This window comes from Rhodoferax sediminis, from assembly GCF_006970865.1.
In the GTDB taxonomy this organism is placed as follows: domain Bacteria; phylum Pseudomonadota; class Gammaproteobacteria; order Burkholderiales; family Burkholderiaceae_C; genus Rhodoferax_A; species Rhodoferax_A sediminis.
Genome location: NZ_CP035503.1, coordinates 2802596 through 2827870, shown reverse-complemented (window position 1 = coordinate 2827870; position 25275 = coordinate 2802596). Strand labels below are relative to the sequence as shown.

Sequence of the window (25275 nt, the reverse complement as noted above, 5' to 3'; positions counted from 1 at the left end):
TACATTGCGGCCCATGAACGATCTTGCTGGTAAACATATTGTTTTGGGCCTGTCCGGCGGCATCGCCTGCTACAAGGCGGCCGAGTTGTGCCGCGCGCTGATCAAGGAGGGCGCGATCGTGCAGGTCGTGATGACCGAGGCGGCCGGGCAGTTCATCACCCCGGTGACGATGCAGGCGCTCAGCAACCGGCCGGTGTACGGCTCGCAGTGGGACGCGCGCGAGCCCAACAACATGCCGCACATTAACCTCTCGCGCGAGGCGGACGCGATTTTGATCGCGCCCTGCAGCGCCGACTTCATGGCCAAGCTGCTGCATGGCCGCGCCGACGATTTGCTGAGCCTGATGTGTCTGGCGCGCCCCATCGCGCAGGTGCCGCTCCTGATCGCTCCCGCGATGAACCGCGAAATGTGGGCGCACCCGGCCACCCAGCGCAACCTGGCGCAACTGCAGGCCGATGGTGCGACGCTGCTGGGCGTAGGCAACGGCTTTCAGGCCTGCGGGGAGACGGGCGATGGCCGCATGCTGGAGCCCGCCGAACTGCTGGAAGACGTGATCGCGTTTTTCCAGCCCAAGCTGCTGGCCGGCCAGCAGGTGCTGGTCACGGCCGGGCCGACCTACGAGGCGATCGATCCGGTGCGCGGCATCACCAACCTGTCCAGCGGCAAGATGGGCTTTGCCATCGCCCGGGCCGCGCGCGAGGCCGGCGCCCAGGTCACGCTGGTGGCCGGGCCGGTGAGCCTGCCGACGCCGCGCGGGGTCACGCGCGTGAATGTGAAATCTGCGCAAGATATGCTTGAAGCCGTTATGCAGCATGCGCCCATAGCTACGATATTCGTAGCGACCGCCGCCGTGGCCGACTGGCGGCCGGCCAGCGCGGCGGACCACAAGATCAAGAAGGATGGCACCGGCCAGTGTCCGCAGATGGGTTTCGTCGAAAACCCGGACATCCTGGCCGGTGTGGCCCGATCGCCGCGCGGTCAAAGCGGTGCGCTGTTCTGCGTCGGGTTCGCGGCCGAGAGCCACGACCTGCTGGCCCATGCCCAGGCCAAGCGCGCGCGCAAGGGCGTGCCGCTGCTGGTCGGCAACATCGGCCCGGCTACGTTTGGGCAGGACGACAATGCGCTGCTGCTGGTGGATGAGCACGGCACGCGAGAAATGCCGCGCGCGCCCAAACTTGCACTTGCTCGCCAATTAATAGCAGAAGTCGCACGAAGGACAAGGGCTGCGGCCTGATTTTTCTTAAAACCCATGAACATCGACGTCAAAATCCTGGATCCGCGCATGACGGATCAGCTCCCCGCCTATGCCACGCCCGGCAGTGCCGGCCTGGACCTGCGCGCCTGCCTCGACGCGCCGCTCCTGCTCGCACCCAATGCCTGGCAGCTGGTGCCGACCGGCATCGCGATCCACCTGTGCGACCCGAACTTCGCGGCGCTGATCCTGCCGCGCTCGGGCCTGGGCCACAAGCATGGCATCGTGCTCGGCAACCTGGTCGGTTTGATCGACAGCGACTACCAGGGGCAACTCATGGTCAGCGCGTGGAATCGCAGCGACGTGGCCTTCACCATCGCGCCGATGGAGCGCATTGCGCAACTGGTGGTCGTGCCGGTGTTGCAGGCGCGGTTCAACGTGGTAAGCGAATTTCCGGCCAGCGTGCGCGGCGAGGGCGGCTACGGCTCCACCGGCAAGGCCTGAGGGCAGTGCATCCTACAGGCCGGCTTCCTGATTCCCTACAGGAATGCAGCGCCCTGCCTGATGGCGCAGGCAAGCCTCGGGGGCTTCAATGAAGGCAGACGAGGTGGGTTTGCAGCAATACACAGGGTTTCGCCGCAGCTCGCCGAATTTGATTTCATTCACCGGAGAGTCTTATGCGTCCATCTTTACGTCTTGCTGCCATTGTTTCCACCGCCACGCTGCTGGGTAGCCTTGCCGCGTGCGTCGCGCCACCCATGAATACATCGGGGACTGCGTATCCGAGTTACCCGGCGAGTTATCCGACTTACCCGTCGTCCAATTACCCGGCCACCAATTACCCGGCCACCAATTACCCTAATGCCAATTATCCTAATGCCAATTATCCGAACAACAACGCTCCCGGCGCGTACGTTGTGTACGGGCGCGTGACGGGTATCGACGTTATCCGCACCAACCAGCAAGGCCAGGGCATTGGTCCCGGTGCCGTCATCGGTGGTGTGGTGGGCGGCGTGCTGGGCAACCAGATTGGCGGCGGCACGGGACGCAGTGTGGCCACGGTGGCCGGCGTCGTGGGCGGTGCTGTAGTGGGCAATAGTATCGAGAAGAGCCGCACAGCCAACCAGCAGGAAATCTACCGCCTGTCGATCCAGACTGAGAATGGAACAATGCGTTCTTACGACATGGCGACGCCCGGCGACCTGCGCATCGGTGACCATGTGCGGATTGAAAACGGACAGGTCGTTCGGCTCTGAACGGGCGACGCCCAGACCACGCGCCACGATTTTTAGTGTAGCGTGGTGCCTCCGGGCGCCTGCGGCTGGACCTTGAAGAAGCCGGTGCCGCAGGAGCCGCGTCCGACTTCTTCCTCGGTCGCCTCGCGCACCGCCTCGACCCTCAGGCTCAGGCGCAGCGCAATGCCGGCCAGCGGATGGTTCCCATCGAGCACCACGTGCTCGGGATAGATTGCGGTCACGGTGTAGAGCGCGTCTTTCGGCGCATCGGGGTTGCTGCCCGCCGGTAGCGCGCTGCCCTCGAAGGTCATGCCTTCTTCCAGTTCTTGGGGGTACAGGCGGCGCGGCTCCAGAAAGATCATCTGGTCGTTGAAGTCGCCAAAGGCCTCTTCGGGCTCCAGGTGCAAATCCAGCCGGGCGCCCGGCTCGTGGCCCTGCAGCGCTTCCTCGATTTTGTGCAGCAGGTCGCTGCCGCCGACCAGGAACTCCACCGGTTCGTCGAGCACATCCAGTTCTTCGCCCAGCGTGTCCTTGAGCGTCCAGGTCAGCGCGACCACGCATTGTTGAGTAATTTCCATAGGAGAATTGTCGCAGTTATGGACATCACACAACCACTCGCACTGCTCGGCGGACTGAGCCCGCAGCAGTTCATGAAGCGGCACTGGCAGAAAAAGCCCTTGCTGGTGCGCCAGGCTATTCCGGGCATGGCCGGCTTTGCGTCGCTGCTGGATCGCACCGCGCTGTTCGCGCTGGCCGGCGGCGATGACGTGGAGTCGCGTTTGGTCACCCAGGGCTCCAAGGGCTGGCGCATGCGCTCCGGCCCGTTCGCGCGCCGCGCCCTGCCGCCGCTGGGGCAGCCCGGCTGGACGCTGCTGGTGCAGGGCGTCGATCTGCACGTCGATGCCGCACACGAACTGTTGCAGCAGTTTCGTTTTGTGCCCGAGGCCCGGCTCGACGATTTGATGATCAGCTACGCCGTGGATGGCGGCGGCGTCGGCCCGCACTTCGACAGTTACGACGTGTTCCTGCTACAGGCCCACGGCCGGCGCCGCTGGCGCATCGGGCGCCAGCAGGACCTGACCCTGCAGGAGGGCGTGCCGCTCAAGGTCTTGGCCAACTTTGTGCCGGAGCAGGAGTTCGTGCTGGAGCCGGGCGACCTGCTGTATCTTCCGCCGCGCTACGCCCACGATGGCGTGGCGGTGGGCGAGTGCATGACGTACTCGATCGGGTTTCGCGCGCCCCAGCGCGGCGAGATCGCGCGCGAGCTCTTGCAGCGCCTGGCCGAGGACGCGGATGAGGCAGCCGGCGGCGCGCTGTACCGGGACGCTGACCAGCCTGCGGCGGATTCGCCTGGCCGCATTCCGGCAAAGCTGCAGGATTTCGCGCGGCACGCGCTGCAGGCCGCGCTCAAGAACCCGCTGGCGCTGCCGCGCGCCCTGGGCGAATACCTGACCGAGCCGAAGGCCAGCGTCTGGTTCGAGCCGGCTGGGGCGCCGCGCACGTTGCGGCGCGTGGCGCTTGACCGCCGCACTCGAATGATGTTTGATAACCACCACGTTTTTATCAATGGCGAGAGCTACCGCGCTGGCGGGCGCGATGCCACCCTGATGCGGCGGCTGGCCGATCATCGGCGCCTTGAAGCGGACGATCTGGTACGAGCCAGCGAGGGTGCCTTGTCGCTGCTGGCATCCTGGTACGAGGCCGGCTGGTTGCATGAGCCGTCGGGCCGCTCCCAAGGCGAATACCGCAGCGCGTAGCGCGGAAGTTGACTGATGAGGGCGGTGCGGCGCTTTCATGCTGGCGGGGGTGCTGTCATGACGATGAAACAGATCGGGATAACAGATGACGGAGATGACGGGCTGGCCGATGTCGCAGCGGCACGTGGCAGTGCCGCATCCAGCCTGCCCTCGGGCCGGTTTTCGGGGCGCAGCGAATTCGCGCAGATCGTGCGCGATGCGCTGGCCCGCGCCGCGCGCGAGGGCTGGCACGAAATCATCATCAGCGACGCCAGCTTCGAAGACTGGCCGCTGGGCGAGCGAGCGCTCGCCGAGTCGCTGCAGGCATGGTCGAAAGCAGGGCGCAAATTCACCATGCTGGCCCGGCACTACGACGAAGTGAGCCGCCGTCACGCCCGGTTTGTGAGCTGGCGCCGGACCTGGTCGCACCTTGTGGAATGCCGCCGTTGTGTCGTGGCCGATCCGCTGGAGCTGCCCAGCGCGATCTGGAGCCCGGTCTGGGCGCTGCGCCGACTCGATCTGGAGCGCAGTACCGGCACCTGCGGCAGCGAGCCCGAGCGCCGCCTGCAGATCCGGGAGGCGCTGGGCGAGTGGCTGCGCAAGAGTACGCCGGGCTTTCCAGCTTCCACCCTGGGTCTGTAGCGCCCTCGACGCGGACAAAGTGTTGCTTTTTTGGTATTCGGGTTTCCGATACTTGTAATTGCCAGCACTATAATTGCGGCCAGAGATGAAAGAGCTCGAGTGCTTTCCCTCGGTCAATGCAGTCTTTTTGCTGTGCTGACAATTTCCGGAAGTTGTTTTTCTCCATTTAAGGAATTTTCAAATGAATAAGTCTCTCGTTTTGGCTGCCGTTATCGCCGCCGCTGCCCTGGTTGCCTGCGGCAAAAAAGATGAAACGCCGGCTCCTGCACCGGCTGAAGCGCCCGCTGCTGCTGCGCCTGCTGCCGCTGCTGCTGCTGATGCCGCTTCCGCTGCTGCCGGCGCTGCGAGCGAGGCTGCTGGTGCTGCGAACACCGCTGCTGGCGCTGCGAACACCGCTGCTGACGCTGCTACGTCGGCCGCTTCTGACGCCGCTGGCGCCATGAAGAAGCCTTAAATTTGGTATTCGCCTCCGGGCGTTTCCTGGAAAGAGCCACCGCAAGGTGGCTTTTTTGTGGGCGGCGTACGCGGTGGCGGCAGCGGCACGCCGCCTCTACACGTCAACCCACGGCGTGCCGAGCAGTGCGTGCGCAATATCGATGGCCAGAGCATCGGAGCCGAGCGCCGCCGCCAATGCGGCGCGCACCAGCTCCGGGCGGTTGTTTTGCTCGCTCAGGTGCGCCGCCACCACGCGATGCAGCCCGGCGTGCTGTACGGTCCGCGCAATGGCCGCCGCGTCGGCATTGGCCAGATGGCCGTGCGGGCCGCCTACCCGCTTTTTCAGGAAAACCGGATAGCCGGAGGCCGCCAGCAGCTCCGGGTCATGGTTGCATTCCAGCAGCAGCGCCTGGCAGTGGCCGAGATGCGCCAGCACATGTGTCGTGGAGTGCCCCAGATCGGTCAATACGCCGAGCTTTGAGGCGCCATCCGAGCAGGTCAGCTGCAGCGGCTCGCGCGCGTCGTGCGGCACGGTGAACGGCATCACCTGCAGTCCCCCGAGGTCAATGGCCTGTGCATCGCGCGCCGTCTTGAAGAGCCCCTCGAAGTCGCACGGACCGAGGGCGGCATGGGTACCCTGGCTCATCCACACCGGAATCCGCTCGCGCAGCGCCAACTGGCGTGCGCAGCCGATGTGGTCGCCATGTTCGTGGGTGATGAAGATGGCGTCCAACTGGCTGGCCGCCAGCCCCGCCCGGCCGAGCCGGGCATCCAGATGCTTCAGGCCGAAGCCGCAGTCGATCAGCAGGCGAGTGACCTGGCCGCCGCTGCGTGCTTCAACCACCGTGGCGTTGCCCGAGCTGCCGCTGCCCAGACTCCTGAATCTCAACATGCCACGGACAGGCTACTTGAGGTCGTCGGCAATGACCTTGACGATGCGCTGGGCGTTGGCCGAGCTCTCGGGCGCGCCGCTGGCGTTCAGCACCGACACGGTGGTCGCGTCACCCTGGCTCTGCAGCGCAATGCGGTACTGCAACGGCGGCGTGGCCGCTTTCGAGCCGCTGAACAGTTTGCTCAAAAAGCCCGGCTCACTCTTGTCGGTGGTCGGGTCCACGTAGCGCACAAAGTACAGACCCTTGCTGCGGTCCCGGTCCTCCACGGTGAAGCCGGTGCGGTCCAGCGTCAGGCCGACGCGGCGCCAAGCACGGTCGAAGCCCTCGTCCATCTGCACCACCGGCTGGTTGTTCAGCATGGCCACGCGTGCGGTCGGCTTGACGATCGCGGCCTCGGCAACCAGGGCCTTGGATTGCGCTTCCGAGGCGCCCAGCTTGAGCATCAGGCGGCGCAGGAATTCGGTCTCGAGTTCCGGATCGGAGGGCCTGGGTTGCCATGTGGTCTGGGTTTTTTGCGTATCGGTGTAGACCTCGACCATGCCGCGGTGGCTGATGAAGATATCGGTGCCGCCCGTGCCGGTGCGCTCCAGCCGGGTGCGGAATTTGTCGCGCTGGCCGGTGTCATAAGCCGAATCGAACACCTTGCCGATGGTTCTGCGGATGATGTCCTGCGGAATCTTGGCGCGGTTTTCGGCCCAGTCGGTTTCCATGATGCCGAGCTTGCGATCGTCCAGGGTCAGCAGGAAACCATTTTCCTGCCAGAAGTCGCGCACCGGTCCCCAGAGCTGATCGGCCGGACGGTTCACCACCAGCCAGCGATCGTTGCCGTCGCGCTCGATGTGCATGTCGCCCAGTGTCGAGACAGCCGTGGTGGGCTCGGCAGGCGTGGCGGCCCGGGTGCTCTGGTAGCCGCTGGCGGTGACGGCGCCGCCGGGGACGACGTACCGGTTGTTGGGCGCCAACTGCGTCAAATCGGGAGGAACCTCCAGGCCGGCCGCCTTGGTGGCGCTCTTGTAGTCGATCTTGTCGCTCTGGAGCATCGAGCAGGCGCCCAGCGTCAGTGTCAGGCCCAGAAGTGCCAGTCGTCTTGCAAATTGATTCACGCGGTATTCCATTAGATTGTTGCGGTCGGTCAGAGCAGGCCGGCCGAGCGCAGCGCGCCCTCGACCACAGCTTCGTTGGAGGGGGCGATCGGTGTCATGGGCAGGCGCAGGGTGCCCCCGCACAGGCCCATGCGGGCCATGGCCCACTTGAGCGGCATCGGGTTGGCTTCCACGAACAGGTGCTTGTGCACCGGCATCAGCTTGAACTGGATTTCCATGGCGCGACGGGCGTCGCCCGCGATGGCGGCCACGCACAGTTCGTGCATCAGGCGCGGCGCGATGTTCGCCGTGACGCTGACGTTGCCTTGGCCACCGCACAGCATCAGCGCGACCGCCGTCGGATCGTCGCCCGAATACACCGAAAAACCCTTGGGCACGTCGCGGATCAGCCACTGCGCGCGCTCGATGTTGCCCGTCGCTTCCTTGATGCCGACGATGCCCGGAACCTGTGCCAGCCGCAGCACGGTGTCGTGCGCCAGATCGGCGACCGAGCGCCCGGGCACGTTGTACAGCACCATGGGCAGGTCCACGGCTTCGGCAATGGCCCTGAAGTGCCGGTACTGGCCTTCTTGGCCGGGCTTGTTGTAGTAGGGCACGACCTGCAAGTGGCAGTCGGCGCCGACCTCTTTGGCAAAGCGCGTGAGCTCGATGGCCTCGGACGTCGAGTTGGCGCCGCAGCCGGCCATGACGGGCACACGGCCTTTGGCCTGCTCGACGGCGACGCGGATGATTTCGCAGTGCTCCTGCACGTTGACCGTGGGCGACTCGCCGGTGGTGCCGACCACGCCGATGCAGTCGGTGCCCTCCGCAATGTGCCAGTCGATCAGTTTGCGCAGGGTGGGGTAGTCCACGCTGCCGTCTTCATGCATCGGGGTCACGATGGCCACGGTGCTGCCGGTAATGGGTGTCATATCCGCAACTTGAAACGGTAAACCAGCATTCTAACTAGAGCATGTAACGCGTCGGGAGTTCCGCAGAGTGCTGCCTGACCGCCACGATGCGCTGCACGAAACGATCCGGACCTTGCAGGAACCCATCCTCGAAAGCCACCACCCGCAGGCCCCCGCACGCACACCACAGTTCACCCGGCTGCAGCAAAAAGTCGGGCCGCGACGGTTTGCCGACCGTCTCGTTGCCGGCGGCAAAGGTCTCATAGATCAGCACGCCGCCGGGCGCGACGCTGGCCACAAGGGCGGGCAGCAGCGGGCGCCACAGGTAGTTGGTCACGATCACCGCGTCGAACGTGCGGGCCTGCGCGCCGGCTGAAAACGGCCAGGGCCCGTTTTCAAGGTCGGCCCGCAGCGCTTCGGCCCGGCCCGCAGCGACCAGGTCTGCTATTGAATCGATAGCATCCTGTGACCGATCCACGCCGACCACCGGGTGATTTCGTTGTGCAAACCAGCGCAGGTGGCGGCCGTGGCCGCAGGCCACATCCAGTACCGTGCCGTGCGCGGGCACCAGGTGCGACCAGCGCTGGACCCACGCGGAAGCGGCCGCGCTGCCGTGCGGGCCGGGTGTTGTTTCAGTGAGGTTTGACATTGTCTTTGAGCGCCGCCAGCGCCATGTTTTCCACGATGCCGGGCACCAGCAGTTTCATGAAGCGTCCGATCTTGCCCTTGCGGCTCATCACCACCTCGCGCCGACGCTGCGCCATGCCGTCAAGGATCAGGCGCGCGCATTCCTCCACGCTCATCGCGTCGTCCTCTTTCAGGCCGCTGGCGCCCGCCGCCACGCCCGCCGCGTTGAAGCCGCGGTAGCGGGTCTGTGTTGCCACCACGCCGGGGTAGGCGGTGGTCACACTCACCCCCGCGACCTTGAGCTCGGCGCGCAGGGCCTCGAAAAAGCCGGTCATGGCGAACTTGGTCGCACTGTAGGCGGTGCGCCCGGGTACGCCGATCAGCCCGGCCAGCGATGACACCGCCACGATGCTGCCGCGCACGGCCTTGAGGTGCGGCAGCGCCGCGTGGGTGCACCAGACGCTGCCCCACAGGTTCACGCGCATCAGGTCCTCGTACCAACCCAGGTCCTGCGCCTTGACGTCTGCAAACAGCGCCTGGGCCGACATGCCGGCGTTGTTGATCAGCGCATCGATGCGGCCGAATTTCTCCACCGTCGCCGTGATCAGCTGGCGGCACTGCGCCTGCTGTGACACGTCGGTTTTGACCACCAGCGTCTGCGCGCCATGCGCTGCGCACTGCCCGGCGACCTGCTGCAGCAGGGCCTCGTTGCGCGCGGCCAGCACCAGCGCCACCTGCGTGCCGTGCGTCTGCGCCAGCTGGCGCGCCATTTCTGCGCCAATGCCATCGGAGGCGCCTGTGATGACGATCGTTTTCATGGGGTGTGGTGTGCTCGTATGGTGGCAAGTGCTTTGCAAGGAGCGGTCATCGGGGGAATGTAACGAATTCGGCCTCAGGCGGCTGTCGCATCGGTCACGGATTGTCTTTGAGCTGTATTTGTATCCAGTGGTTTGAGTGGCGGCGGACTACAATTCGCCGCTATGGCAACGAATCCTGCAGTCAAACCCCCCGAATATTCCGAAGGCTCGATCCGCGTTCTCAAGGGCCTGGAGCCCGTCAAGCAGCGCCCGGGCATGTACACCCGCACCGACAATCCGCTGCACGTCATCCAGGAAGTGCTGGACAACTCGGCCGACGAGGCGCTGGCCGGCCACGGCAAGAAGATCAGGGTCACGCTGCACCAGGACGGCTCGGTCAGTGTCGAGGACGACGGCCGCGGCATCCCGTTCGGCCTGCACCCCGAAGAAAAAGCACCGGTGATCGAGCTGGTGTTCACCCGGCTGCACGCGGGCGGCAAGTTCGACAAGGGCAGCGGTGGAGCCTACAGTTTTTCCGGCGGCCTGCACGGCGTGGGCGTCTCCGTGACCAATGCGCTGGCGAAACGGCTGGAGGCCACCTCGTACCGCGACGGCACGGTGGCGGCGCTGGTGTTTGCGGGCGGGGACGTGGTGGAGCCCTTGACGCTGCGCCCGGCCGGCGAGGGCGACCGCAAATGCGGTACCAGCGTGCGCGTCTGGCCCGACGCCAAATACTTCGAGGCGGCCGCGCTGCCGATGCACGAGCTGACGCACCTGCTGCGCAGCAAGGCCGTGCTGATGCCGGGCGTGACCGTGACGCTGACGATCGAGAAGACGCGTGAAGTCCAGACCTGGCTCTACAAGGGCGGCCTGCGCGACTACCTGATGCAGGAACTGAACGCCGATCCGGTGATCCCGCTGTTCGAGGGCGAGGGCTTTGCCGACGCCGCGCACGACAGCTTTGCCGAAGGCGAAGGCGCGCAGTGGTGCGTGGCCTTCACCGAAGACGGTCAGCCGGTGCGCGAAAGCTACGTCAACCTGATCCCCACCAGCGCCGGCGGCACGCACGAGAGCGGGCTGCGCGACGGGCTGTTCACCGCGGTCAAGAGCTTCATCGAGCTGCATTCGCTGTTGCCCAAGGGCGTCAAGCTGCTGCCCGAGGACGTGTTTGCGCGCGCCTCGTATGTGCTCTCAGCCAAGGTGCTGGACCCGCAGTTCCAGGGCCAGATCAAGGAACGCCTGAACTCGCGCGATGCGGTGCGGCTGGTCTCCAGCTTTGTGCGCCCCGCGCTGGAGCTCTGGCTCAACGAGCATGTGGACTACGGCAAGAAGCTGGCCGAGCTCGCCATCCGGGCCGCGCAGACGCGCCAGAGGGCCGGCCAGAAGGTGGAAAAGCGCAAGGGCTCGGGCGTGGCCGTGCTGCCCGGCAAGCTGACCGACTGCGAAAGCAAGGACCTGGCCTACAACGAGGTGTTTCTGGTGGAAGGCGACTCGGCCGGCGGCAGCGCCAAGATGGGCCGCGACAAGGAAAGCCAGGCCATCCTGCCGCTGCGCGGCAAGGTGCTCAACACCTGGGAGGTCGAGCGCGACCGGCTGTTTGCGAACACCGAAATCCACGACATCGCGGTGGCCATCGGCGTGGACCCGCATGGTCCGGCCGACACGCCCGATCTGAGCGGCCTGCGCTACGGCAAGATCTGTATCTTGAGTGACGCCGACGTCGATGGCTCGCACATCCAGGTGCTGTTGCTCACGCTGTTTTTCCGCCATTTCCCCAAGCTGATCGAGACCGGCCATGTGTTCGTGGCGCGCCCGCCGCTGTTCCGGGTCGATGCGCCCGCGCGCGGCAAGAAGCCCGCGTCCAAGGCCTATGCACTGGACGATGGCGAGCTGACCGCGATCCTGGACAAGCTGCGCAAGGAAGGCGTGCGCGAGTCCGCGTGGACCATCAGCCGCTTCAAGGGGCTCGGTGAAATGAATGCGGAGCAGCTGTGGGAGACCACGCTGAATCCGGACACGCGCCGCCTGTTGCCGGTACAACTGGGCACGCTGGACTTTTTGCAAACCGAAAACCTGATCACCAAACTCATGGGCAAGGGCGAGGCTGCGGCGCGGCGCGAACTCATGGAGCTGCACGGCGATGCCGTGGAAATTGATATCTGAACGCGACCCCTTTTTCAATGATCGACCAACCCACTCTCGACTTCCCCCAGGCCGAATCCGACGATTCGCTGAACCTTGCCACCTACGCCCAGCGCGCCTACCTTGAATACGCGCTGAGCGTGGTCAAGGGCCGGGCGCTGCCCGATGTCTGCGACGGACAAAAGCCCGTGCAGCGGCGCATCCTGTATTCGATGTCGCGCATGGGCCTGGGCTTCTCGGGCAACAGCGGCGCCAAGCCGGTCAAGAGCGCGCGCGTGGTGGGCGACGTGCTGGGCCGCTTTCATCCGCACGGCGACCAGGCCGCGTACGACGCGCTGGTGCGCATGGCGCAGGATTTCAGCCAGCGCTACCCGCTGATCGACGGCCAGGGTAACTTCGGTTCGCGCGACGGCGACGGCGCCGCGGCGATGCGCTACACCGAGGCGCGGCTCGCCAAAATCACCAGCCTGCTGCTCGATGAAATCGACGAAGGCACGGTGGAGTTCATCCCGAACTACGACGGCTCTACGTCCGAGCCCACGCAGCTGCCCGCACGGCTGCCGTTCACGCTGCTCAATGGCGCCAGCGGCATCGCAGTCGGCCTGGCGACCGAAATTCCGAGCCACAACCTGCGCGAGATCGCCGATGCCTGCGTGGCGCTGATCAAGACGCCGAAGCTCGCCGATGACGAGTTGTTCGCCCTGATCCCGGGGCCCGACTACCCGGGCGGCGGCCAGATTATCAGCGCGGCCTCCGATATCGCCGATGCCTACCGCAGCGGCCGCGGCTCGCTCAAGGTGCGCGCCCGCTGGAAGATCGAGGAGCTGGCGCGCGGGCAGTGGCAGCTGGTCGTGACCGAGTTGCCCATCGGCGTCAGCACGCAAAAAGTGCTGGAAGAAATTGAAGAGCTGACCAACCCCAAGGTCAAGACCGGCAAGAAGGCCTTGTCGCTGGAGCAGACGCAGCTCAAGGCCAGCGTGCTGTCCGTACTCGACGTGGTGCGCGACGAATCGAGCAAGGACGCCGCCGTGCGCCTGGTGTTCGAGCCCAAGACCAGCCGCACCCCACAGCAGGAGCTGATCACCACGCTGCTGGCCCACACCAGTCTGGAGACCTCCTCGTCCATCAACCTCACCATGGTGGGGCTGGACGGCCGCCCGACCCAGAAGTCGTTGCGGCAGATGCTGCTGGAATGGATCGAGTTCCGCCAGAGCACGGTGCAGCGCCGCTCGCAGCATCGCCTGGACAAGGTGCTGGACCGCATCCACATCCTGGAAGGGCGGCAGACCGTGCTGCTCAACATCGATGAGGTGATCGCCATCATCCGTCGCTCCGATGAGCCCAAGGCCGCGCTGATCGAGCGCTTCAAACTCAGTGACCGGCAGGCCGAGGACATTCTGGAAATCCGCCTGCGCCAGCTGGCGCGGCTGGAGGCCATCAAGATCGAGCAGGAACTCAAGGAGTTGCGCGAAGAGCAGGGCAAGCTCGAAGAAATCCTGGGCAGCCCGGCCGCGCTGCGCCGCCTGATGGTCAAGGAAATCGAGCTGGATGCCAAGACCTTTGCCGACCCGCGCCGCACCCTGATTCAGGCCGAGAAAAAAGCCGTGGTGGAGGTCCGGGTAGTGGACGAGCCGGTCACCGTGGTGATCTCGCAAAAGGGCTGGGTGCGCGCGCGTTCCGGCCATGGTCATGAGGCGGCGAGCTTTGCCTTCAAGGCCGGCGACGGGCTGTACGGCACCTTCGAGTGCCGCACGGTCGACACGCTGCTGGCGTTCGGCAGCAACGGCCGCGTCTATTCGGTGCCGGTCTCCCTGCTGCCCGGCGCCCGCGGCGACGGCCAGCCCGTGACCACGCTGATTGAGCTCGAATCGGGCACCCAGGTGACGCATTACTTTGCCGGCCCTATGGAGGCTACCCTGCTGCTGAGCAGCACCGCAGGTTATGGCTTCCTGGCCACGGTGGAGCACATGAGTTCGCGCCTGCGCGCCGGCAAGACGTTCGTGACCTGCAACGCGGGCGAGTCGCTGTGCCGCCCGTCGCACGTCAGCGGCACCTCGGGCGCTGCGCCGCTGGCGGCGGCAACGCACGTGGCCTGCGCGTCCATGGGTGGGCGCATCCTGACCTTCGAGATCAGCGAACTCAAGACCATGAGCCACGGCGGGCGCGGCCTGATGCTGATCGATCTGGAGGCCAAAGACACGCTGGCGGGCGCGGCGGCCTACGCCCGCAGCGTGCGCATCGAAGGCCTGGGCCGCGGCGGCAAGGAGCGCGCCGAGACGCTGGAGATTCGCTCGCTGAACAACGCGCGCGGCGCGCGCGGGCGCAAGGGCAAGGCCGCGGATCTGGGCTTCAAGCCCACTTCCATCCAGCGGGTTGAGTAGTTAAATAAAACAGGCCTTAGCCTGGTGCGGCGTCGTGCGCGTGCGCCATCACGTCGATGGCCAGCGCCGAGTGTGCATAGGCCCCGCCCGCGCGCATCTCGGCGGCCACCCAGATGGCTTCCATGATTTCCTGCTCGGTGGCGCCCGCCTTCAGGGCCGCTTGCGTGTGGCCGCGAATGCAATACGGGCACTGGGTCACGTGCGCCACCGCCACCGCGATCAGCTGCTTGGTTTTGCCCGGCAGGGCGCCGTCGGCAAACACGCTGGCGCTGAATGCCTTGAAGGCCTCCAGCGGCTTGGGCGCGAGTTCACGGCGCTTGCGCGCGATCTCTACAGTGGATGGGGGATAGAGGGATGTGTCCATGGGGTTCCTTGTCGATTGGCTTGCAGGGTGTGGCAGCTCGCTCAGCTAGCGCGCGGCCGGCTGGTAGATGCCCGCCTCGGAGCGAAACGGCACCGCGAGGCGGTTCCAGCCGTTGATGGCGATGACGGCGAGTGTCAGATCGACGATCGCCTTTTCGTCGAACTGGCGCCGCACCTCCTCATAGAGTTCGTCGGACACCTCGTGCCCGGCCAGTTGCGTGAGCGCCTCGGCCCAGGCCAGTGCGGCGCGCTCGCGCTCGGTGTAGAACGTCGTCTCGCGCCACGCTGGCAGCAGGTACAGGCGCTGCTCGGTCTCGCCGGCGGCACGCGCGTCCTTGCTGTGCATGTCCAGGCAGTAGGCGCAGCCGTTGATCTGGGACACGCGCATCTTCACCAGCTCGATCAGCGACGGTTCCAGCCCGCATCCGCGCACGTACTTCTCCACGCCCAGCATTGCCTGAAAGGCGCCGGGCGAAGTCTTCTTGTAATCGATTCGTTCTGTCATGTTGATCTCCTTCAAAGAGTTGTCAAAAGAAACTCCCGCATGGCGACCGCGTTGTTGTGCGCTTCGTCATGGGCGCCATACACCAGCGTGATCGTGCCCTGGCGCGCCAGCATGCGCAGGGATTCGAGCAGGTCGGCGTGCGGGCGCAGTTCCGCTGCGTAGCGCCGGCGAAACTCGGGCCACAGCGCGGGATCATGGCCGAACCACTGGCGCAATTCGGTGCTCGGCGCGAGTTCTTTCGTCCATTGGTCCAGGGCCAGGGTTTCTTTCTTGACGCCGCGCGGCCACAGGCGGTCGATCAATATCCGCGTGCCGTCGTCGGGCGCCGGCGGCTCGTAGGCGCGTTTGATCTGTATATGGCTGGCGGGGATTTTTGTGCTCATGAGACTGCCTTCTCAGCGTGCGCACCAGAAGCCATGGCGCGTTCGAATTCGACTTCGGCGCGCAGCCCCTCCAGATCCCGATGGATCACTGCGACCGCCAGTTTGCGGCCGCCGCGCCGATAGGTAATGGTGCAGTCCCGCGCGTCCAGGGACCCGTCGATGTCGGCATGGTCCCAGTCTTTGGCGTGGCCCACGTAGGCCAGGCCAAAGTCGTACTGTTCCGTCCAGAAAAAGGGAACAGCGTCGTAGCGCTCGCGCCGGCCCAGCAGATTGCGCGCGGCGGTCTGCCCCTGGCGCCCGGCCACCACCCAGTGTTCGACGCGGATGCGTTCGCCGCTCAGGCGGTCGGGCCAGCTCGCGATGTCGCCCGCCGCAAAAATCCCCTGCGCGCTGGTTTGCAGGTATTCATCCACCACTACGCCGTGTTCGACCGCCAGGCCGGCCTGCTCGGCCAGCGCGGTCTCGGGGCGCACGCCAACCCCGATAACGACCAGATCCGCCGACAGCTCTTCGCCGTTTTGCAGCGTGACTTTATCCGCATCGATGCGCGTCGCACTGGTGCCCAGGTGGAACACCACACCGTGTTGTTCGTGCAGCGTGCGGATGAAATTGCCGGCCTGCGGTCCCAGGATTTTCTCCATCGGGCAGGTTTCGAGTCCCACCACATGCACATCCACATTGCGCGCCCGCAGCGATGCCGCCACCTCCAGCCCGATGAAGCTCGCGCCAATCACCACGGCGCGGCGCGCGGCCTGCGCCTTGCCGGCCAGCGCTTCGCCGTCGGCCTGCGTGCGCAGGTAGTGCACGTGCGGCAGGTCGGCCCCTGCAATGGGAAGCCTGACCGGCTCGGCCCCCGTGGCCAGCAGCAACGCGCCATACGCAAGGCTGCTGCCATCGGCGAGGTGCAACCGGCGCTGCGCGACGTCGATGCGCACGACCCGCGTGTTCAGGCGCAGGTCGATCTGGCGCTCTGGGTAAAAACTGGGCGAGCGCAGCGGCAGCCACTCGGCCGGCGCCGTGCCGGCAAGAAAGTTTTTGGACAGATTGGGCCGGTCGCAGGGCGGCGCCGCATCGGCACTGAGCATCGTGACGGGGCCGCTGTAGCCCTCGCGGCGCAGGGTGATGGCCGCCGCGTCGCCGGCCGCGCCGCCGCCGATGATGACGATCGATTCGGGCAGGGCGGATGCCACCGGTGCGGGGTGGGCGGGCGTGTCGGCCTGCTTTGCAGTGACATAGACCGTGGTGCCACGCCGCTCGACGCGCCAGCAGGGTATCGGGCCGAGCGCCGGGGCGCGCAGCACTTCGCCGGTACGCAGGCTAAAGCAGGCGTGGTGCCAGGGACAGCGCAGCGTGTCGCCCATCAGCAGGCCATCGGCCAGCGGCGCGCCATAGTGGGTGCAGGTCGCGCCGACGGCAAAAAGCTCGTCGCCGTGGCGCGCGAGGATCACCGCCTCGCCCTGCGCGTGGCCGAGCAGCATGCCGTTGTCCGGGATTTTCGCCAGCGCAACGCCGGCGCCGAAGTCGTCGCCCTCAAGGGCCGGGGTCTCGTCACCCATGGCAGCCTCCACGCACGCTGGTTGCCGTGCCCGGCTGTCGAGCATTGGCGCTATGCGCTCCATCAGGGCCGCTCGCGAGCCGGCATGCGGCTGCGAAAATTACGTCCAGCGGTTTCATGATCTACCTCCTGCAATGAAAGCGATACGACCCCGGCGATGAGGTGCTCGCAGCATCGCACCACCGTGCGCTAAAGCATACGCGCGGTGCGCCGCACGATCATTCAGTAGGGGTATCGATCCGCCGCAGGCTCTGCACGGTCTGCAGGCAGGCCTGCGCGGCCTCTGTTCCTTTTACGACGAAATGCTCGGTGAAGAAGCGCCGGTGCTCCTCGTGCTCGTGAAAGCGTATCGGCGTCAGCACGGCAGAGAGCACCGGCACGCCGGTCTCCAGCTGCACCGACATCAGCGCCTTGATGACCGCATCGGCGACGAACTCATGGCGGTAGATGCCGCCGTCCACCACGAAGCCGCAGGCCACGATAGCGGCGTAGCGGCCGCACTGCGCGAGCTTCTTGGCATGCAGCGGAATCTCGAACGCGCCGGGCACCTCGAACACATCGATGGCCTGACGCGGCACGCCGTGGCGCGCCATCTCCGCGAGAAACGCGTCGCGTCCCTGGTTGACGATGTCGTGATGCCAGCGCGCATGAATGAACGCAAAGCGCGCGTCGGGTGGGAGCTTGGGGTGATCGGACTGACTCATGGAATTCCTCGCTGAGGTGGCTGCCAAAAATCAGGGCGAACGCAGGCGGCAGCCCGCACTCGCGCAGGTGCGCGGGCAAGGTCGTCAACCTCGCGATCTCTTTCATCCGGACTGTGACCGTCGGCTTCGGAGTTGCACCGAATCTGCTGACCCCGCCCAAGTTTCACGCCAGGGCGGGCGCTCGCGGGCTGATGCGATTACTCGCCATCACCGCCGGTGGGGACTTTCACCCCGCCCTGAGAACGCTTGGACCCGCGATGGCTCGCGGGACGGGAATATTCTAGATCGGCACGGAACTTGATGCGTTGCGCATCACCCCGCAGGCCGTCAGGCGATCTCGGCGATCAGCTCGATCTCGACGCATGCGCCCATCGGGATTTGCGCCACGCCAAAGGCACTGCGCGCATGGGCGCCCTTGTCGCCAAACACCTGGCCGATCAACTCGCTGGCGCCGTTGGTCACCAGGTGCTGCTCGGTGAAGCTGCCGGTCGAGTTGACGAGCGACATGAGCTTGACGATGCGTTTGACTTTACCCAGATCGCCCACGGCGGCGTGCAGCGTTCCCATGAGGTCGATCGCCACGGCGCGCGCCGCGGTCTTGCCCTCTTCGGTTGTGATGTCTTTGCCGAACTGGCCGACCCAGGGCGTGCCATTCTTTTTCGCAATGTGCCCGCTCAGGAACACCAGATTGCCGGTCTGAACGAACGGCACGTAGGCTGCGGCGGGCGTGGCGACAGCGGGCAGGGTGATGCCGAGTTCTTTCAGCTTGTCGTAAATGCTCATGGTCGGTCCTCTGAAGGTTGTAAATCGATGGGCTCCACTGTAACGCGCACCTCGAGCGTGTGGTCGGCCCCGCCATGGATCACGCCGCGCAGGGGCGCGACGTCGCCGTAGTCGCGCCCGATCGCCAGCGTGACGTAGTCTTCGCCCGGCGTGCCGGCGCCAAAGCGGTCGTTGGTCGGGTCGAAGTCGCACCAGCGCGTACCCTCCGGCAGGTCGGGCAGAAGGTCGGGTAAATAAAGCGAGACCCAGGCATGCGAGGCGTCGCTGCCGACCAGCCGGGGCTGGCCCGGCGGCGGCTGCGTCAGCAGGTAGCCGCTCACGTAGCGCGCGGGCAGGCCCATCGCGCGCAGGCAGCCCACCATGATGTGCGCAAAGTCCTGGCAGACCCCGGCGCGTTGGGTCAGGGCCTCCAGCACCGGTGTGCCGACTTCGGTGCTTTCGGGTTCGTAGCGGAACTCGCTGTGAATGCGCGTCATCAGGTCGCGCGCGGCGGCCAGCAGCGGGACGTCCGGGCCGAAGCTGGGCCGCGCATACGCCGCGAAATCCTCGTGGTGCGGCACCAGGGGAGACGCAAATACGAAGCCCGCGGCTGCGTCGTACGGAGCACCGGCGCGGTAGTGGAAGCGATCGCGCACCTGCTCCCAGGGCAGCGTGCTGCGCGGTGCGGCGACTGCGCTGGTGGATACCACGCTGGTCGCGATCACGGCGAGTTCATCATGCTCGGCCTGCAGCGAAAAAAACGATCGGGTGTTGCCAAACACATCTTGTGTTTCGTTTAGGTCGACTGGCGCGGGATGCACGTCCAGCGTGTGATTGACAAGCTTTTGGGTCGCCGTCTCCAGCGGCTTCAGGTACGCCATGTGCTGCGCCGTTTTGACCGGCGGCGTGTACTTAAAACGGGTTTCGTGAATGACGCGCAGATCCATCACGCCCCCCGAACGGGCTCGGGCGCCGACGAATGCGTGAAGTACAGCGTGCCGATCTCGTCCGACACGGTGAAGGCTGCGCTCGTGCATTGCTGCAGCAACTCGATCAGCTGGCGGTGCTGGCCTGCCTCGTCCACCGTGCACAGCTGCGCCAGATCCCAGCGGCCGGGGTCGGGAAGGTGCTGCGCCAACTCGCGGAGTTTCTCGGGGTCACTGCTGGCCAGTTTCGCCAGGCTCCCCTCCAGCGCCTGCGCCACCCAGCCCAGCGAGCGCGGGTTGTCGCGGTCCAGTACCAGCAACTCCAGCAGCGCCGCCACCTCGCGGCTTTGCTGGTAGCGCGCGTGGAAGGTGATGGTGTTGTCAAACAGTGCGGTCAAGGCCTCGAAGCCGCCGGCGTCGTGCACCGAGCCGGTTTCGAAGCCATGCGCCAGGGACGCCGCCAGAAACCCCAGGCGCTCGAGGTAGCGTCCGATGCCAAGCAGGCGCCAGCCGTCGTCGCGTGCCATGCGGTCGGTCTGCGCGCCGGTGATGGCGGCCAGCTGGCCGCTGGCGGCCTCCAGCATGCGCACGGCGTCCAGCGAGGCGCAGTCGCCGCCCTTGATGTCCTCCAGGCAGCGCCGCGAGAACTCCTGCTCCGCGCGCACGATCATGTTCCAGTGCTCCTGCGACAGGCGCTCGCGCACCGCGAAGGCCGTAAGCTTGACGGCGCGCAGGTTGAAGCCCACGCTGGCGACGCCATTGTGGCCGCCCAGCCCCGCGATCAGCGAGCGTTCGAACACGCGCGGCGCCAGGCTGGCGGCCGGCACGTCGGGCAGCACCAGCGCGTTGCGCACGGCCAGGTCGCCCAGCCACGCTAGCAGCGGCCGTGACGACTGGTCTTCGCCATTGAGGCAGTCCAGCGTGAGGTGTGCCAGCCGGATCATGTTTTCGCAGCGCTCGGTGTAGCGGCCCAGCCAGTACAGGTTTTCCGCCGCGCGGCTGGTCACCAGCGGTTTGCGATGCAGGGGCGGTGCAGCCGCACGGGAAGCCTGCGCCAGCAGGGTGGTGTGGTCCACGTCGCCCGGCCCCTGCGTGAGTACCCAGGTGTCCGCGCTGCTGCCGCCGCGCCGCATCGTTGCCACCTCTTCGCTGGCCGTGGCGATACGCGTCAGCCCGCCCGGCAGAACGCGCCACGACTGCGGGCCATCGCAGACCGCGAACACCCGCAGCAGGGCCGAGCGCGGCACGATGCGCGGCGATTGGGGCTCGTGGCTCCAGGTCGGCATCTGCGACAGCGGCAGGTAATCCTGCGCGGTATGCGCGTCGCCGCCCCGCAGGATGCGCCCCGCCCATTCGTCCAGCGCGCGGCGTGGCAGCGAGCGTCCCCGCACCGCATTGAACGAATCGGGGCCCGGGTACGTGGGCTTGATGACGCGCTCGCCCAGGCGCGGCAGCACGTCTTGCAGCGCAGCCTGCTCGCCGCACCACCAGGTGGGCACGGCCGGCAGTTGCAGTTCCTCGCCTAGCAGGTGCTTGGTGATCGCCGGTAAAAAGCCGAGCAGGGCGGGCGACTCCAGAAACCCCGAGCCGGGCGCATTGGCCACCAGCACATGGCCCGCGCGAATCGCCTGCAACAGGCCCGGCACGCCCAATCGCGAATCCGCGCGCAATTCCAGCGGGTCCAGAAACTCGTCGTCCAGGCGCTTCAGCAGTGCGTGCACCGGCTCCAGCCCCTGCAGCGTCTTGAGGTACAGCCGCTGGTCGCGCACCGTCAGGTCGCTGCCCTCGACCAGGGTGAGGCCCAGGTAGCGCGCAAGGTAGGCGTGCTCGAAATAGGTCTCGTTGTAGGGGCCGGGCGTCAGCAGCGCGATGTGCGAATCGGCACCGGCCGGGCTCATGCGCTTGAGGCCGTCCACCAGCGCGCGGTAGCTGGCGGCCAGCCGTTGCACGTGCAGGGCCTCGAAGGGCTTGGGGAGCAGGCGCGAAATGGAGAGTCGGTTTTCCAGCAGATAGCCGAGCCCGGATGGCGCCTGCGTGCGCTGCGACACCACCCACCAGTTGCCATCGGGCCCGCGTGCCAGATCGAAGGCGGCAATGTGCAAATGCGTGCCGCCCACGGGTTGGACGCCGTGCATGGCGCGCAGGTAGCCGGGGTGGCCCTGCACCAGCGCGGACGGCAGCAAGCCGCTGGCCAGCAATTGCTGCGGGCCGTAGACGTCGGCCATTACGCCCTCCAGCACGCGCACGCGCTGCAGCACACCGGCCTCGATCTGCTGCCAGCTCTGCGGCGAGATGATCAGCGGGAACAGATCCAGCGACCACGGGCGCTGCGGGCCGCTGGCGTCGGCATAGACGTTGTAGGTGACGCCGTTGTCGCGGATCTGGCGCTCCAGGCTCGCGCTGCGGCGGTCCAGGTCGGTGAAGCCGTCCAGCCCCAGATGTTCAAAGAATTGGCCCCAAGCCGGTGTCAGTTCTTGGCTTCGCGCTTCTGATTTTGTAGCAATGGCAGATGCGCGGCCGCGCAGCTCGTCGAAATGGCCGGGCGCCGCCGGCGGCGCCAGGGACGCCGCCAGCTCGGCCGGCGTTTGCGGGGTGTCGGTGTCGAAGAGGGAGTCCACGGAGTCAATGGGTTGGTCCACGTGACGCCATTGTCCCATTCCCGCAAATGGCGGGCCCATGGCATCGAACCTGGCGACGCGGGCCGGACTGGCGTGAAACGGGGCCTTGCGTTGCACGCGCCAGCCTCCATCTGCATCAGGAGACTATTCGCAACGGAAACCCATGAGCGCCCGCCCCGACCCTCAAATCCTCTCGTCCGATCCCTCTGCCGTGCCCGACGAAGCGCTGCTCGATGCCTACAGCGAGGCTGTGGCATACACCGTGGAGCGGGTGCAGGACGCGGTGGTCTTCATTGCCGTGCAGGCCCAGCGCGGCCCAAGTTCCCGCGCTGGCACGGGTTCGGGCTTTCTCTTCACGCCGGACGGCTACCTGCTCACCAACAGCCATGTGGTGCATGGCGCCACCAGCCTCGAAGTAACCCGCGCCGATGGCGTTACCTCCAGCGCCGAACTGATCGGCGAAGACCTGGACACGGATCTGGCGGTGCTGCGCATCGGCTCCAGCCGTTCGCTGGCGCACGCACAACTGGGCGATTCGTCGCGGCTGCGTGTCGGCCAGGTGGCCATCGCGATCGGCAACCCGCTGGGTTTTGCGCACACGGTCACCGCCGGAGTGGTTTCCGCGCTCGGGCGCTCCCTGCGCTCGAGTGCGGGCCGCATGATCGACAACGTCATACAGACCAATGCGGCCCTGAATCCAGGCAACTCCGGCGGCCCCTTGCTGGACACGCGCGCCCGCGTCGTCGGCGTCAACACGGCCATCATTCCTGCAGCCCAGTCGATCTGCTTTGCGACGGCCATCAACTCGGCCAAATGGGTCGTGGGCCAGTTGTTCGCGCATGGCCGGGTCAGGCGAGCGCGTCTTGGGCTGGCCGGCTCGACGGTTCCGCTGTCGCGCCGGGTCGCCCGCTTTCTCGAGGTCGAGCAGGCGAGTGCCGTGCGTGTGTCCGAAGTCCAGGCCGGCTCGCCGGCCGCCAATGGCGGCTTGAAGGCCGGGGACACCGTGGTTGGTATCGACGGCACCCCCGTCACCAGCGTCGATGACCTGCAGCGCCTGCTCGACGAATCCAGGATTGGAAAGGTCTGCGTACTGCGCGTGCTGCGCGGTGTCCAGGCCCTCTTCCTGCACCCGACGCCCATCGAGTCGCTGCCCCGCGCGTAGCCTGCGCGCGGCCGGCGCGGGGGACGCTCAGCCCTGCAGCAATCCCGCTTGCAGCGCCTTGGCCACCGCGTGGGCGCGCGAGTGGACGTTCAGTTTGCCGATGATTTGTGCCACGTGGAGTTTCGCCGTGTGCACGGAAACATGCAGTGACTCGGCAATCTCGCGGTTGCGCAGGCGACAGCGACCAGCGCGAGAGATGCGTCGCGCGGCAGGATCGAGACCCCGTGCTCGAGCCCGTCAGCCACGTCCATCGCCGCCTGATCATCGGCGAGCAGCACCACGGCAGTGCCCCTGTCCTCCACCCAGCACGGACACCGTGACCGCCTTGCCGATCTGCCCCGCCAGGGTGACCCGCAGGTCGGGCAGGCTGGCGACGGGCGTGTCGTCGATGCTGACCAGGATATCGCCCACCAGCAGGCCGGCCGCAATGGCGGGCCCGCCAGATATAAGGGCCGTGATGAGCAGGCCCACGCCGGCGCCCGGCTCTCCCGGCCCGCGCGCGTTCGCCAGGGGCACAGGCTGCGCGCCGATGCCGTAGCTGCGCGACAGCGCGGCCGTGGCCATGCCGAACACGGCGCCGCTCGCGTCCGCCACCGGCGCGCCGGACAGGCCCTCGTGGATGCCGCCGTCGAGACGGATTAAACGGTCGAGCTGGCCGCCGAGCCAGGTTTCCCAGGGGCCCGATGCGCGACTCACGATCCCGTAGCTTGCCGTCGGATTCTCCTGCGCCGAGCGCCCCACCGCGATGGCAAGGTGCCCCGGCTTGATGCTCGAAGCGTCCCCCAGCACGGCGGCCAGGCCGCGGCGGTGGCGGCCCGGCACGCCCAGGGTGCTGGCGCCGACGGACTCGACGATGCCGGCGAGGGAGGAGGAAAGCGCGGCCAGTGGATTGGGCACGGCGTCAAAAGCTTGGCTCGTCATATGAATTCCTTTCCGTTCGATGGAAGGAAAGTTACCCGCTTGCAGCCAGCCGCGCATCCGCCGGCGGAGCCGTCCAATCCCATATGTGCAAAGAATCGGCCTCAAGCCGGCCCCAAGTATTGATTATTTGCTCTTTATTTCGTAGCAATGAAAGATGCGTGACCGCGGGGTGTTGGCGTCGAACAGGGAACCCACGGAATCGCCGGGTGGGTCCACGTCAGGCTATTGACGCATTGCTGCATATAACGGGTCCCTGCGGATGCTACGAGCCCAAAACCCGGCCGCAGGAAAGTGGTGCTGCGCTACTTCGGAAAGGCTTTACTCGTGCTAATGGAAGAACGGCGAGCAGTGCAGGGGAAGCGGCTGCGATTGCTGTGGCAGCAGTGCTGAGGATGCATGCTGGCCGGCCGATACTTGGCTGCCGATTGATTGAAATGTGTCCGAAGCGGGCGCCCAAGGCCGGCCAGTCCGAAAGTCCGGGATGCAGCGTTTGCGGTCATTCAACATGTTCACCCGTTTAGGGGATGGGCTTGCGGGTATTTGAACAACTTAGAGTGTGCCTGCGGCGCGGACAGGCGCCCGCCAGCGGCCCGAAAGCGCGCCAAAGCACACCGATATGGCTCTAACATTTGGCGCAAACGCATCTTGGCTCCCATGGTGTGAGCTTCTGACGTTCAACTCACGCCTTGGCGGGGGATGTGCAGACCTTCCTTAGACAACCGCACAATCGAAAATCAGAACAATGAAAACACAAAACAACGTATCCCCACGTTCACCCGAAATTTCGGAAAATGACCGCACGACGGAAGTCGGGCTAGCTCGCTATGCCTACGAATACCTTGAAGCAGCAATCCTTGTTCACGAGCGAGAAGCTGGACGCAACCCGGGCAGCCAAATTTCACCAATCCCGGCATACTTTTTGGCCTCTCACGCTATCGAATTGACGCTTAAAGCGTATCTGCGCCTCAATAGGCTAACGGTGGATCAACTGAGCGATAAAAAATACGGTCATAACTTGCGAGCGTGTTATCGCAAAGCCAAGGAATTTGGACTGCTTGAACTATTCAATGAACATCCAAACGACGTTGCAGCTCTTGACATGCTCATCGGGCTCAATGAAAAGCATGGGCTTCGCTACATTCGGACCGGCGCGAAACAATTCCCTCTGTGGTCCATAGTTGAACCGTTTGCCGTACGATTGCATCAGGCTGTGGCATCCAAAGTAGGGTTCAGATCATTCACCCACACATTTCCAGAGTACGCGCCAGTTCAGTTTCATGGGCTTTGAGAGTGGCGCGACTCA

The 25275-nt window shown here is 65.9% G+C and carries 26 protein-coding genes and 1 riboswitch; of the genes, 10 read left to right on the top strand and 16 right to left on the bottom strand.

Annotated features, from left to right (window positions below):
* Positions 1-13 precede the first annotated feature (13 nt).
* The 3 genes from coaBC to EUB48_RS13610 all read left to right on the top strand — a co-directional run bounded on the left by coaBC (position 14) and on the right by EUB48_RS13610 (position 2448).
* Entirely contained in the window at positions 14-1234 is a 1221-nt protein-coding gene (gene coaBC / locus EUB48_RS13620) for a bifunctional phosphopantothenoylcysteine decarboxylase/phosphopantothenate--cysteine ligase CoaBC (RefSeq protein WP_142819628.1), read from the top strand.
* Between the two features lie 15 nt (positions 1235-1249).
* Complete coding sequence (dut, locus tag EUB48_RS13615) at positions 1250-1696, top strand: dUTP diphosphatase (RefSeq protein ID WP_142819627.1); 447 nt, start codon at positions 1250-1252, stop codon at positions 1694-1696.
* Positions 1697-1869: 173 nt separating this feature from the next.
* Positions 1870-2448: a glycine zipper 2TM domain-containing protein gene (locus EUB48_RS13610; protein WP_142819626.1), complete on the top strand. Its 579-nt coding sequence runs from the start codon at positions 1870-1872 to the stop codon at positions 2446-2448.
* A gap of 32 nt (positions 2449-2480) precedes the next feature.
* On the opposite strand, the gene EUB48_RS13605 is transcribed toward EUB48_RS13610, so the two are convergent.
* The gene (locus EUB48_RS13605; RefSeq protein ID WP_142819625.1) at positions 2481-3005 is read right to left on the bottom strand and encodes an FKBP-type peptidyl-prolyl cis-trans isomerase; all 525 of its coding nucleotides are present in this window, start codon (positions 3003-3005) and stop codon (positions 2481-2483) included.
* An 18-nt stretch (positions 3006-3023) separates the two neighbouring features.
* On the opposite strand from EUB48_RS13605, the gene EUB48_RS13600 reads away from it, so the two are divergent.
* From EUB48_RS13600 to EUB48_RS13590, 3 genes are all read left to right on the top strand, one after another.
* On the top strand, positions 3024-4184 hold the full coding sequence (locus EUB48_RS13600; protein ID WP_142819624.1) for a JmjC domain-containing protein: 1161 nt from the start codon (positions 3024-3026) through the stop codon (positions 4182-4184).
* Positions 4185-4241: 57 nt separating this feature from the next.
* Positions 4242-4805: a hypothetical protein gene (locus EUB48_RS13595; protein WP_244618199.1), complete on the top strand. Its 564-nt coding sequence runs from the start codon at positions 4242-4244 to the stop codon at positions 4803-4805.
* A 248-nt stretch (positions 4806-5053) separates the two neighbouring features.
* Complete coding sequence (locus EUB48_RS13590; RefSeq protein ID WP_210411633.1) at positions 5054-5248, top strand: hypothetical protein; 195 nt, start codon at positions 5054-5056, stop codon at positions 5246-5248.
* 107 nt (positions 5249-5355) lie between these two features.
* Here EUB48_RS13590 and EUB48_RS13585 read toward each other — a convergent pair whose 3' ends face one another.
* Genes EUB48_RS13585 through EUB48_RS13565 form a run of 5 tightly spaced genes read right to left on the bottom strand, consistent with a single transcriptional unit; the run spans position 5356 to position 9571 of the window.
* Positions 5356-6132 (bottom strand): MBL fold metallo-hydrolase, encoded by a 777-nt coding sequence (locus EUB48_RS13585; RefSeq protein WP_142819622.1) that lies wholly within the window; start codon positions 6130-6132, stop codon positions 5356-5358.
* Between the two features lie 12 nt (positions 6133-6144).
* Positions 6145-7236 (bottom strand): outer membrane protein assembly factor BamC, encoded by a 1092-nt coding sequence (gene bamC / locus EUB48_RS13580; RefSeq protein WP_420821415.1) that lies wholly within the window; start codon positions 7234-7236, stop codon positions 6145-6147.
* 29 nt (positions 7237-7265) lie between these two features.
* Positions 7266-8147, bottom strand: a complete 882-nt coding sequence (gene dapA, locus EUB48_RS13575; protein WP_142819620.1) for a 4-hydroxy-tetrahydrodipicolinate synthase — start codon at positions 8145-8147, stop codon at positions 7266-7268.
* Between the two features lie 34 nt (positions 8148-8181).
* Positions 8182-8775: a class I SAM-dependent methyltransferase gene (locus tag EUB48_RS13570; RefSeq protein ID WP_142819619.1), complete on the bottom strand. Its 594-nt coding sequence runs from the start codon at positions 8773-8775 to the stop codon at positions 8182-8184.
* Positions 8759-9571, bottom strand: a complete 813-nt coding sequence (locus tag EUB48_RS13565) for an SDR family oxidoreductase (protein WP_142819618.1) — start codon at positions 9569-9571, stop codon at positions 8759-8761. Before EUB48_RS13565 ends, EUB48_RS13570 begins: the two co-directional genes overlap by 17 nt.
* A 162-nt stretch (positions 9572-9733) precedes the next feature.
* Here EUB48_RS13565 and EUB48_RS13560 point away from each other — a divergent pair, with 162 nt between their 5' ends.
* Both EUB48_RS13560 and parC read left to right on the top strand, forming a co-directional pair.
* Positions 9734-11713, top strand: coding sequence for a DNA topoisomerase IV subunit B (locus EUB48_RS13560; protein ID WP_142819617.1), 1980 nt, complete (start codon positions 9734-9736; stop codon positions 11711-11713).
* A 17-nt stretch (positions 11714-11730) separates the two neighbouring features.
* The gene (gene parC / locus EUB48_RS13555) at positions 11731-14073 is read left to right on the top strand and encodes a DNA topoisomerase IV subunit A (RefSeq protein WP_142819616.1); all 2343 of its coding nucleotides are present in this window, start codon (positions 11731-11733) and stop codon (positions 14071-14073) included.
* A gap of 16 nt (positions 14074-14089) precedes the next feature.
* Here the strand turns inward: parC and EUB48_RS13550 are convergent, their stop codons facing one another.
* The 8 genes from EUB48_RS13550 to EUB48_RS13515 form a co-directional block, all read right to left on the bottom strand.
* Positions 14090-14437 (bottom strand): carboxymuconolactone decarboxylase family protein, encoded by a 348-nt coding sequence (locus EUB48_RS13550; protein ID WP_142819615.1) that lies wholly within the window; start codon positions 14435-14437, stop codon positions 14090-14092.
* 45 nt (positions 14438-14482) lie between these two features.
* On the bottom strand, positions 14483-14941 hold the full coding sequence (locus EUB48_RS13545; protein ID WP_142819614.1) for a carboxymuconolactone decarboxylase family protein: 459 nt from the start codon (positions 14939-14941) through the stop codon (positions 14483-14485).
* An 11-nt stretch (positions 14942-14952) separates the two neighbouring features.
* Entirely contained in the window at positions 14953-15324 is a 372-nt protein-coding gene (locus EUB48_RS13540; RefSeq protein WP_142819613.1) for a DUF488 domain-containing protein, read from the bottom strand.
* The gene (locus tag EUB48_RS13535) at positions 15321-16880 is read right to left on the bottom strand and encodes an FAD-dependent oxidoreductase (protein WP_142819612.1); all 1560 of its coding nucleotides are present in this window, start codon (positions 16878-16880) and stop codon (positions 15321-15323) included. Before EUB48_RS13535 ends, EUB48_RS13540 begins: the two co-directional genes overlap by 4 nt.
* 217 nt (positions 16881-17097) lie before the next feature.
* Positions 17098-17583 carry a 6,7-dimethyl-8-ribityllumazine synthase gene (locus EUB48_RS13530; protein ID WP_142819611.1) on the bottom strand — a complete coding sequence of 162 codons (486 nt, stop codon included), beginning with the start codon at positions 17581-17583 and terminating at the stop codon, positions 17098-17100.
* Positions 17584-17673: 90 nt separating this feature from the next.
* A riboswitch (FMN riboswitch) is annotated at positions 17674-17831 on the bottom strand.
* A gap of 79 nt (positions 17832-17910) precedes the next feature.
* The gene (locus EUB48_RS13525) at positions 17911-18366 is read right to left on the bottom strand and encodes a RidA family protein (RefSeq protein WP_142819610.1); all 456 of its coding nucleotides are present in this window, start codon (positions 18364-18366) and stop codon (positions 17911-17913) included.
* The gene (locus tag EUB48_RS13520) at positions 18363-19292 is read right to left on the bottom strand and encodes a transglutaminase family protein (protein WP_142819609.1); all 930 of its coding nucleotides are present in this window, start codon (positions 19290-19292) and stop codon (positions 18363-18365) included. The genes EUB48_RS13525 and EUB48_RS13520 overlap by 4 nt, the downstream gene beginning before the upstream one ends.
* Positions 19292-21928 (bottom strand): circularly permuted type 2 ATP-grasp protein, encoded by a 2637-nt coding sequence (locus EUB48_RS13515; protein ID WP_142821269.1) that lies wholly within the window; start codon positions 21926-21928, stop codon positions 19292-19294. The genes EUB48_RS13520 and EUB48_RS13515 overlap by 1 nt, the downstream gene beginning before the upstream one ends.
* Before the next feature lie 124 nt (positions 21929-22052).
* Here EUB48_RS13515 and EUB48_RS13510 point away from each other — a divergent pair, with 124 nt between their 5' ends.
* Positions 22053-23051, top strand: a complete 999-nt coding sequence (locus EUB48_RS13510) for a S1C family serine protease (RefSeq protein ID WP_142819608.1) — start codon at positions 22053-22055, stop codon at positions 23049-23051.
* Between the two features lie 27 nt (positions 23052-23078).
* Here the strand turns inward: EUB48_RS13510 and EUB48_RS21505 are convergent, their stop codons facing one another.
* Complete coding sequence (locus tag EUB48_RS21505; RefSeq protein ID WP_274595972.1) at positions 23079-23210, bottom strand: LuxR C-terminal-related transcriptional regulator; 132 nt, start codon at positions 23208-23210, stop codon at positions 23079-23081.
* Between the two features lie 102 nt (positions 23211-23312).
* Positions 23313-23972: a S1C family serine protease gene (locus tag EUB48_RS13500; RefSeq protein ID WP_168226746.1), complete on the bottom strand. Its 660-nt coding sequence runs from the start codon at positions 23970-23972 to the stop codon at positions 23313-23315.
* Between the two features lie 742 nt (positions 23973-24714).
* Here EUB48_RS13500 and EUB48_RS13495 point away from each other — a divergent pair.
* A complete protein-coding gene (locus EUB48_RS13495; RefSeq protein ID WP_142819605.1) occupies positions 24715-25260 on the top strand; it encodes a hypothetical protein in 546 nt (181 codons plus the stop codon).
* Positions 25261-25275 lie beyond the last annotated feature (15 nt).

Coding starts and splice junctions, on each gene's coding strand:
- coaBC (WP_142819628.1), top strand. CDS start 14: ATGAACGATCTTGCTGGTAAACATATTGTTTTGGGCCTGTCCGGCGGC.
- dut (WP_142819627.1), top strand. CDS start 1,250: ATGAACATCGACGTCAAAATCCTGGATCCGCGCATGACGGATCAGCTC.
- EUB48_RS13610 (WP_142819626.1), top strand. CDS start 1,870: ATGCGTCCATCTTTACGTCTTGCTGCCATTGTTTCCACCGCCACGCTG.
- EUB48_RS13605 (WP_142819625.1), bottom strand. CDS start 3,005: ATGGAAATTACTCAACAATGCGTGGTCGCGCTGACCTGGACGCTCAAG.
- EUB48_RS13600 (WP_142819624.1), top strand. CDS start 3,024: ATGGACATCACACAACCACTCGCACTGCTCGGCGGACTGAGCCCGCAG.
- EUB48_RS13595 (WP_244618199.1), top strand. CDS start 4,242: ATGACGATGAAACAGATCGGGATAACAGATGACGGAGATGACGGGCTG.
- EUB48_RS13590 (WP_210411633.1), top strand. CDS start 5,054: ATGAAACGCCGGCTCCTGCACCGGCTGAAGCGCCCGCTGCTGCTGCGC.
- EUB48_RS13585 (WP_142819622.1), bottom strand. CDS start 6,132: ATGTTGAGATTCAGGAGTCTGGGCAGCGGCAGCTCGGGCAACGCCACG.
- dapA (WP_142819620.1), bottom strand. CDS start 8,147: ATGACACCCATTACCGGCAGCACCGTGGCCATCGTGACCCCGATGCAT.
- EUB48_RS13570 (WP_142819619.1), bottom strand. CDS start 8,775: ATGTCAAACCTCACTGAAACAACACCCGGCCCGCACGGCAGCGCGGCC.
- EUB48_RS13565 (WP_142819618.1), bottom strand. CDS start 9,571: ATGAAAACGATCGTCATCACAGGCGCCTCCGATGGCATTGGCGCAGAA.
- EUB48_RS13560 (WP_142819617.1), top strand. CDS start 9,734: ATGGCAACGAATCCTGCAGTCAAACCCCCCGAATATTCCGAAGGCTCG.
- parC (WP_142819616.1), top strand. CDS start 11,731: ATGATCGACCAACCCACTCTCGACTTCCCCCAGGCCGAATCCGACGAT.
- EUB48_RS13550 (WP_142819615.1), bottom strand. CDS start 14,437: ATGGACACATCCCTCTATCCCCCATCCACTGTAGAGATCGCGCGCAAG.
- EUB48_RS13545 (WP_142819614.1), bottom strand. CDS start 14,941: ATGACAGAACGAATCGATTACAAGAAGACTTCGCCCGGCGCCTTTCAG.
- EUB48_RS13540 (WP_142819613.1), bottom strand. CDS start 15,324: ATGAGCACAAAAATCCCCGCCAGCCATATACAGATCAAACGCGCCTAC.
- EUB48_RS13535 (WP_142819612.1), bottom strand. CDS start 16,880: ATGGGTGACGAGACCCCGGCCCTTGAGGGCGACGACTTCGGCGCCGGC.
- EUB48_RS13530 (WP_142819611.1), bottom strand. CDS start 17,583: ATGAGTCAGTCCGATCACCCCAAGCTCCCACCCGACGCGCGCTTTGCG.
- EUB48_RS13525 (WP_142819610.1), bottom strand. CDS start 18,366: ATGAGCATTTACGACAAGCTGAAAGAACTCGGCATCACCCTGCCCGCT.
- EUB48_RS13520 (WP_142819609.1), bottom strand. CDS start 19,292: ATGGATCTGCGCGTCATTCACGAAACCCGTTTTAAGTACACGCCGCCG.
- EUB48_RS13515 (WP_142821269.1), bottom strand. CDS start 21,928: ATGGGACAATGGCGTCACGTGGACCAACCCATTGACTCCGTGGACTCC.
- EUB48_RS13510 (WP_142819608.1), top strand. CDS start 22,053: ATGAGCGCCCGCCCCGACCCTCAAATCCTCTCGTCCGATCCCTCTGCC.
- EUB48_RS13500 (WP_168226746.1), bottom strand. CDS start 23,972: ATGACGAGCCAAGCTTTTGACGCCGTGCCCAATCCACTGGCCGCGCTT.
- EUB48_RS13495 (WP_142819605.1), top strand. CDS start 24,715: ATGAAAACACAAAACAACGTATCCCCACGTTCACCCGAAATTTCGGAA.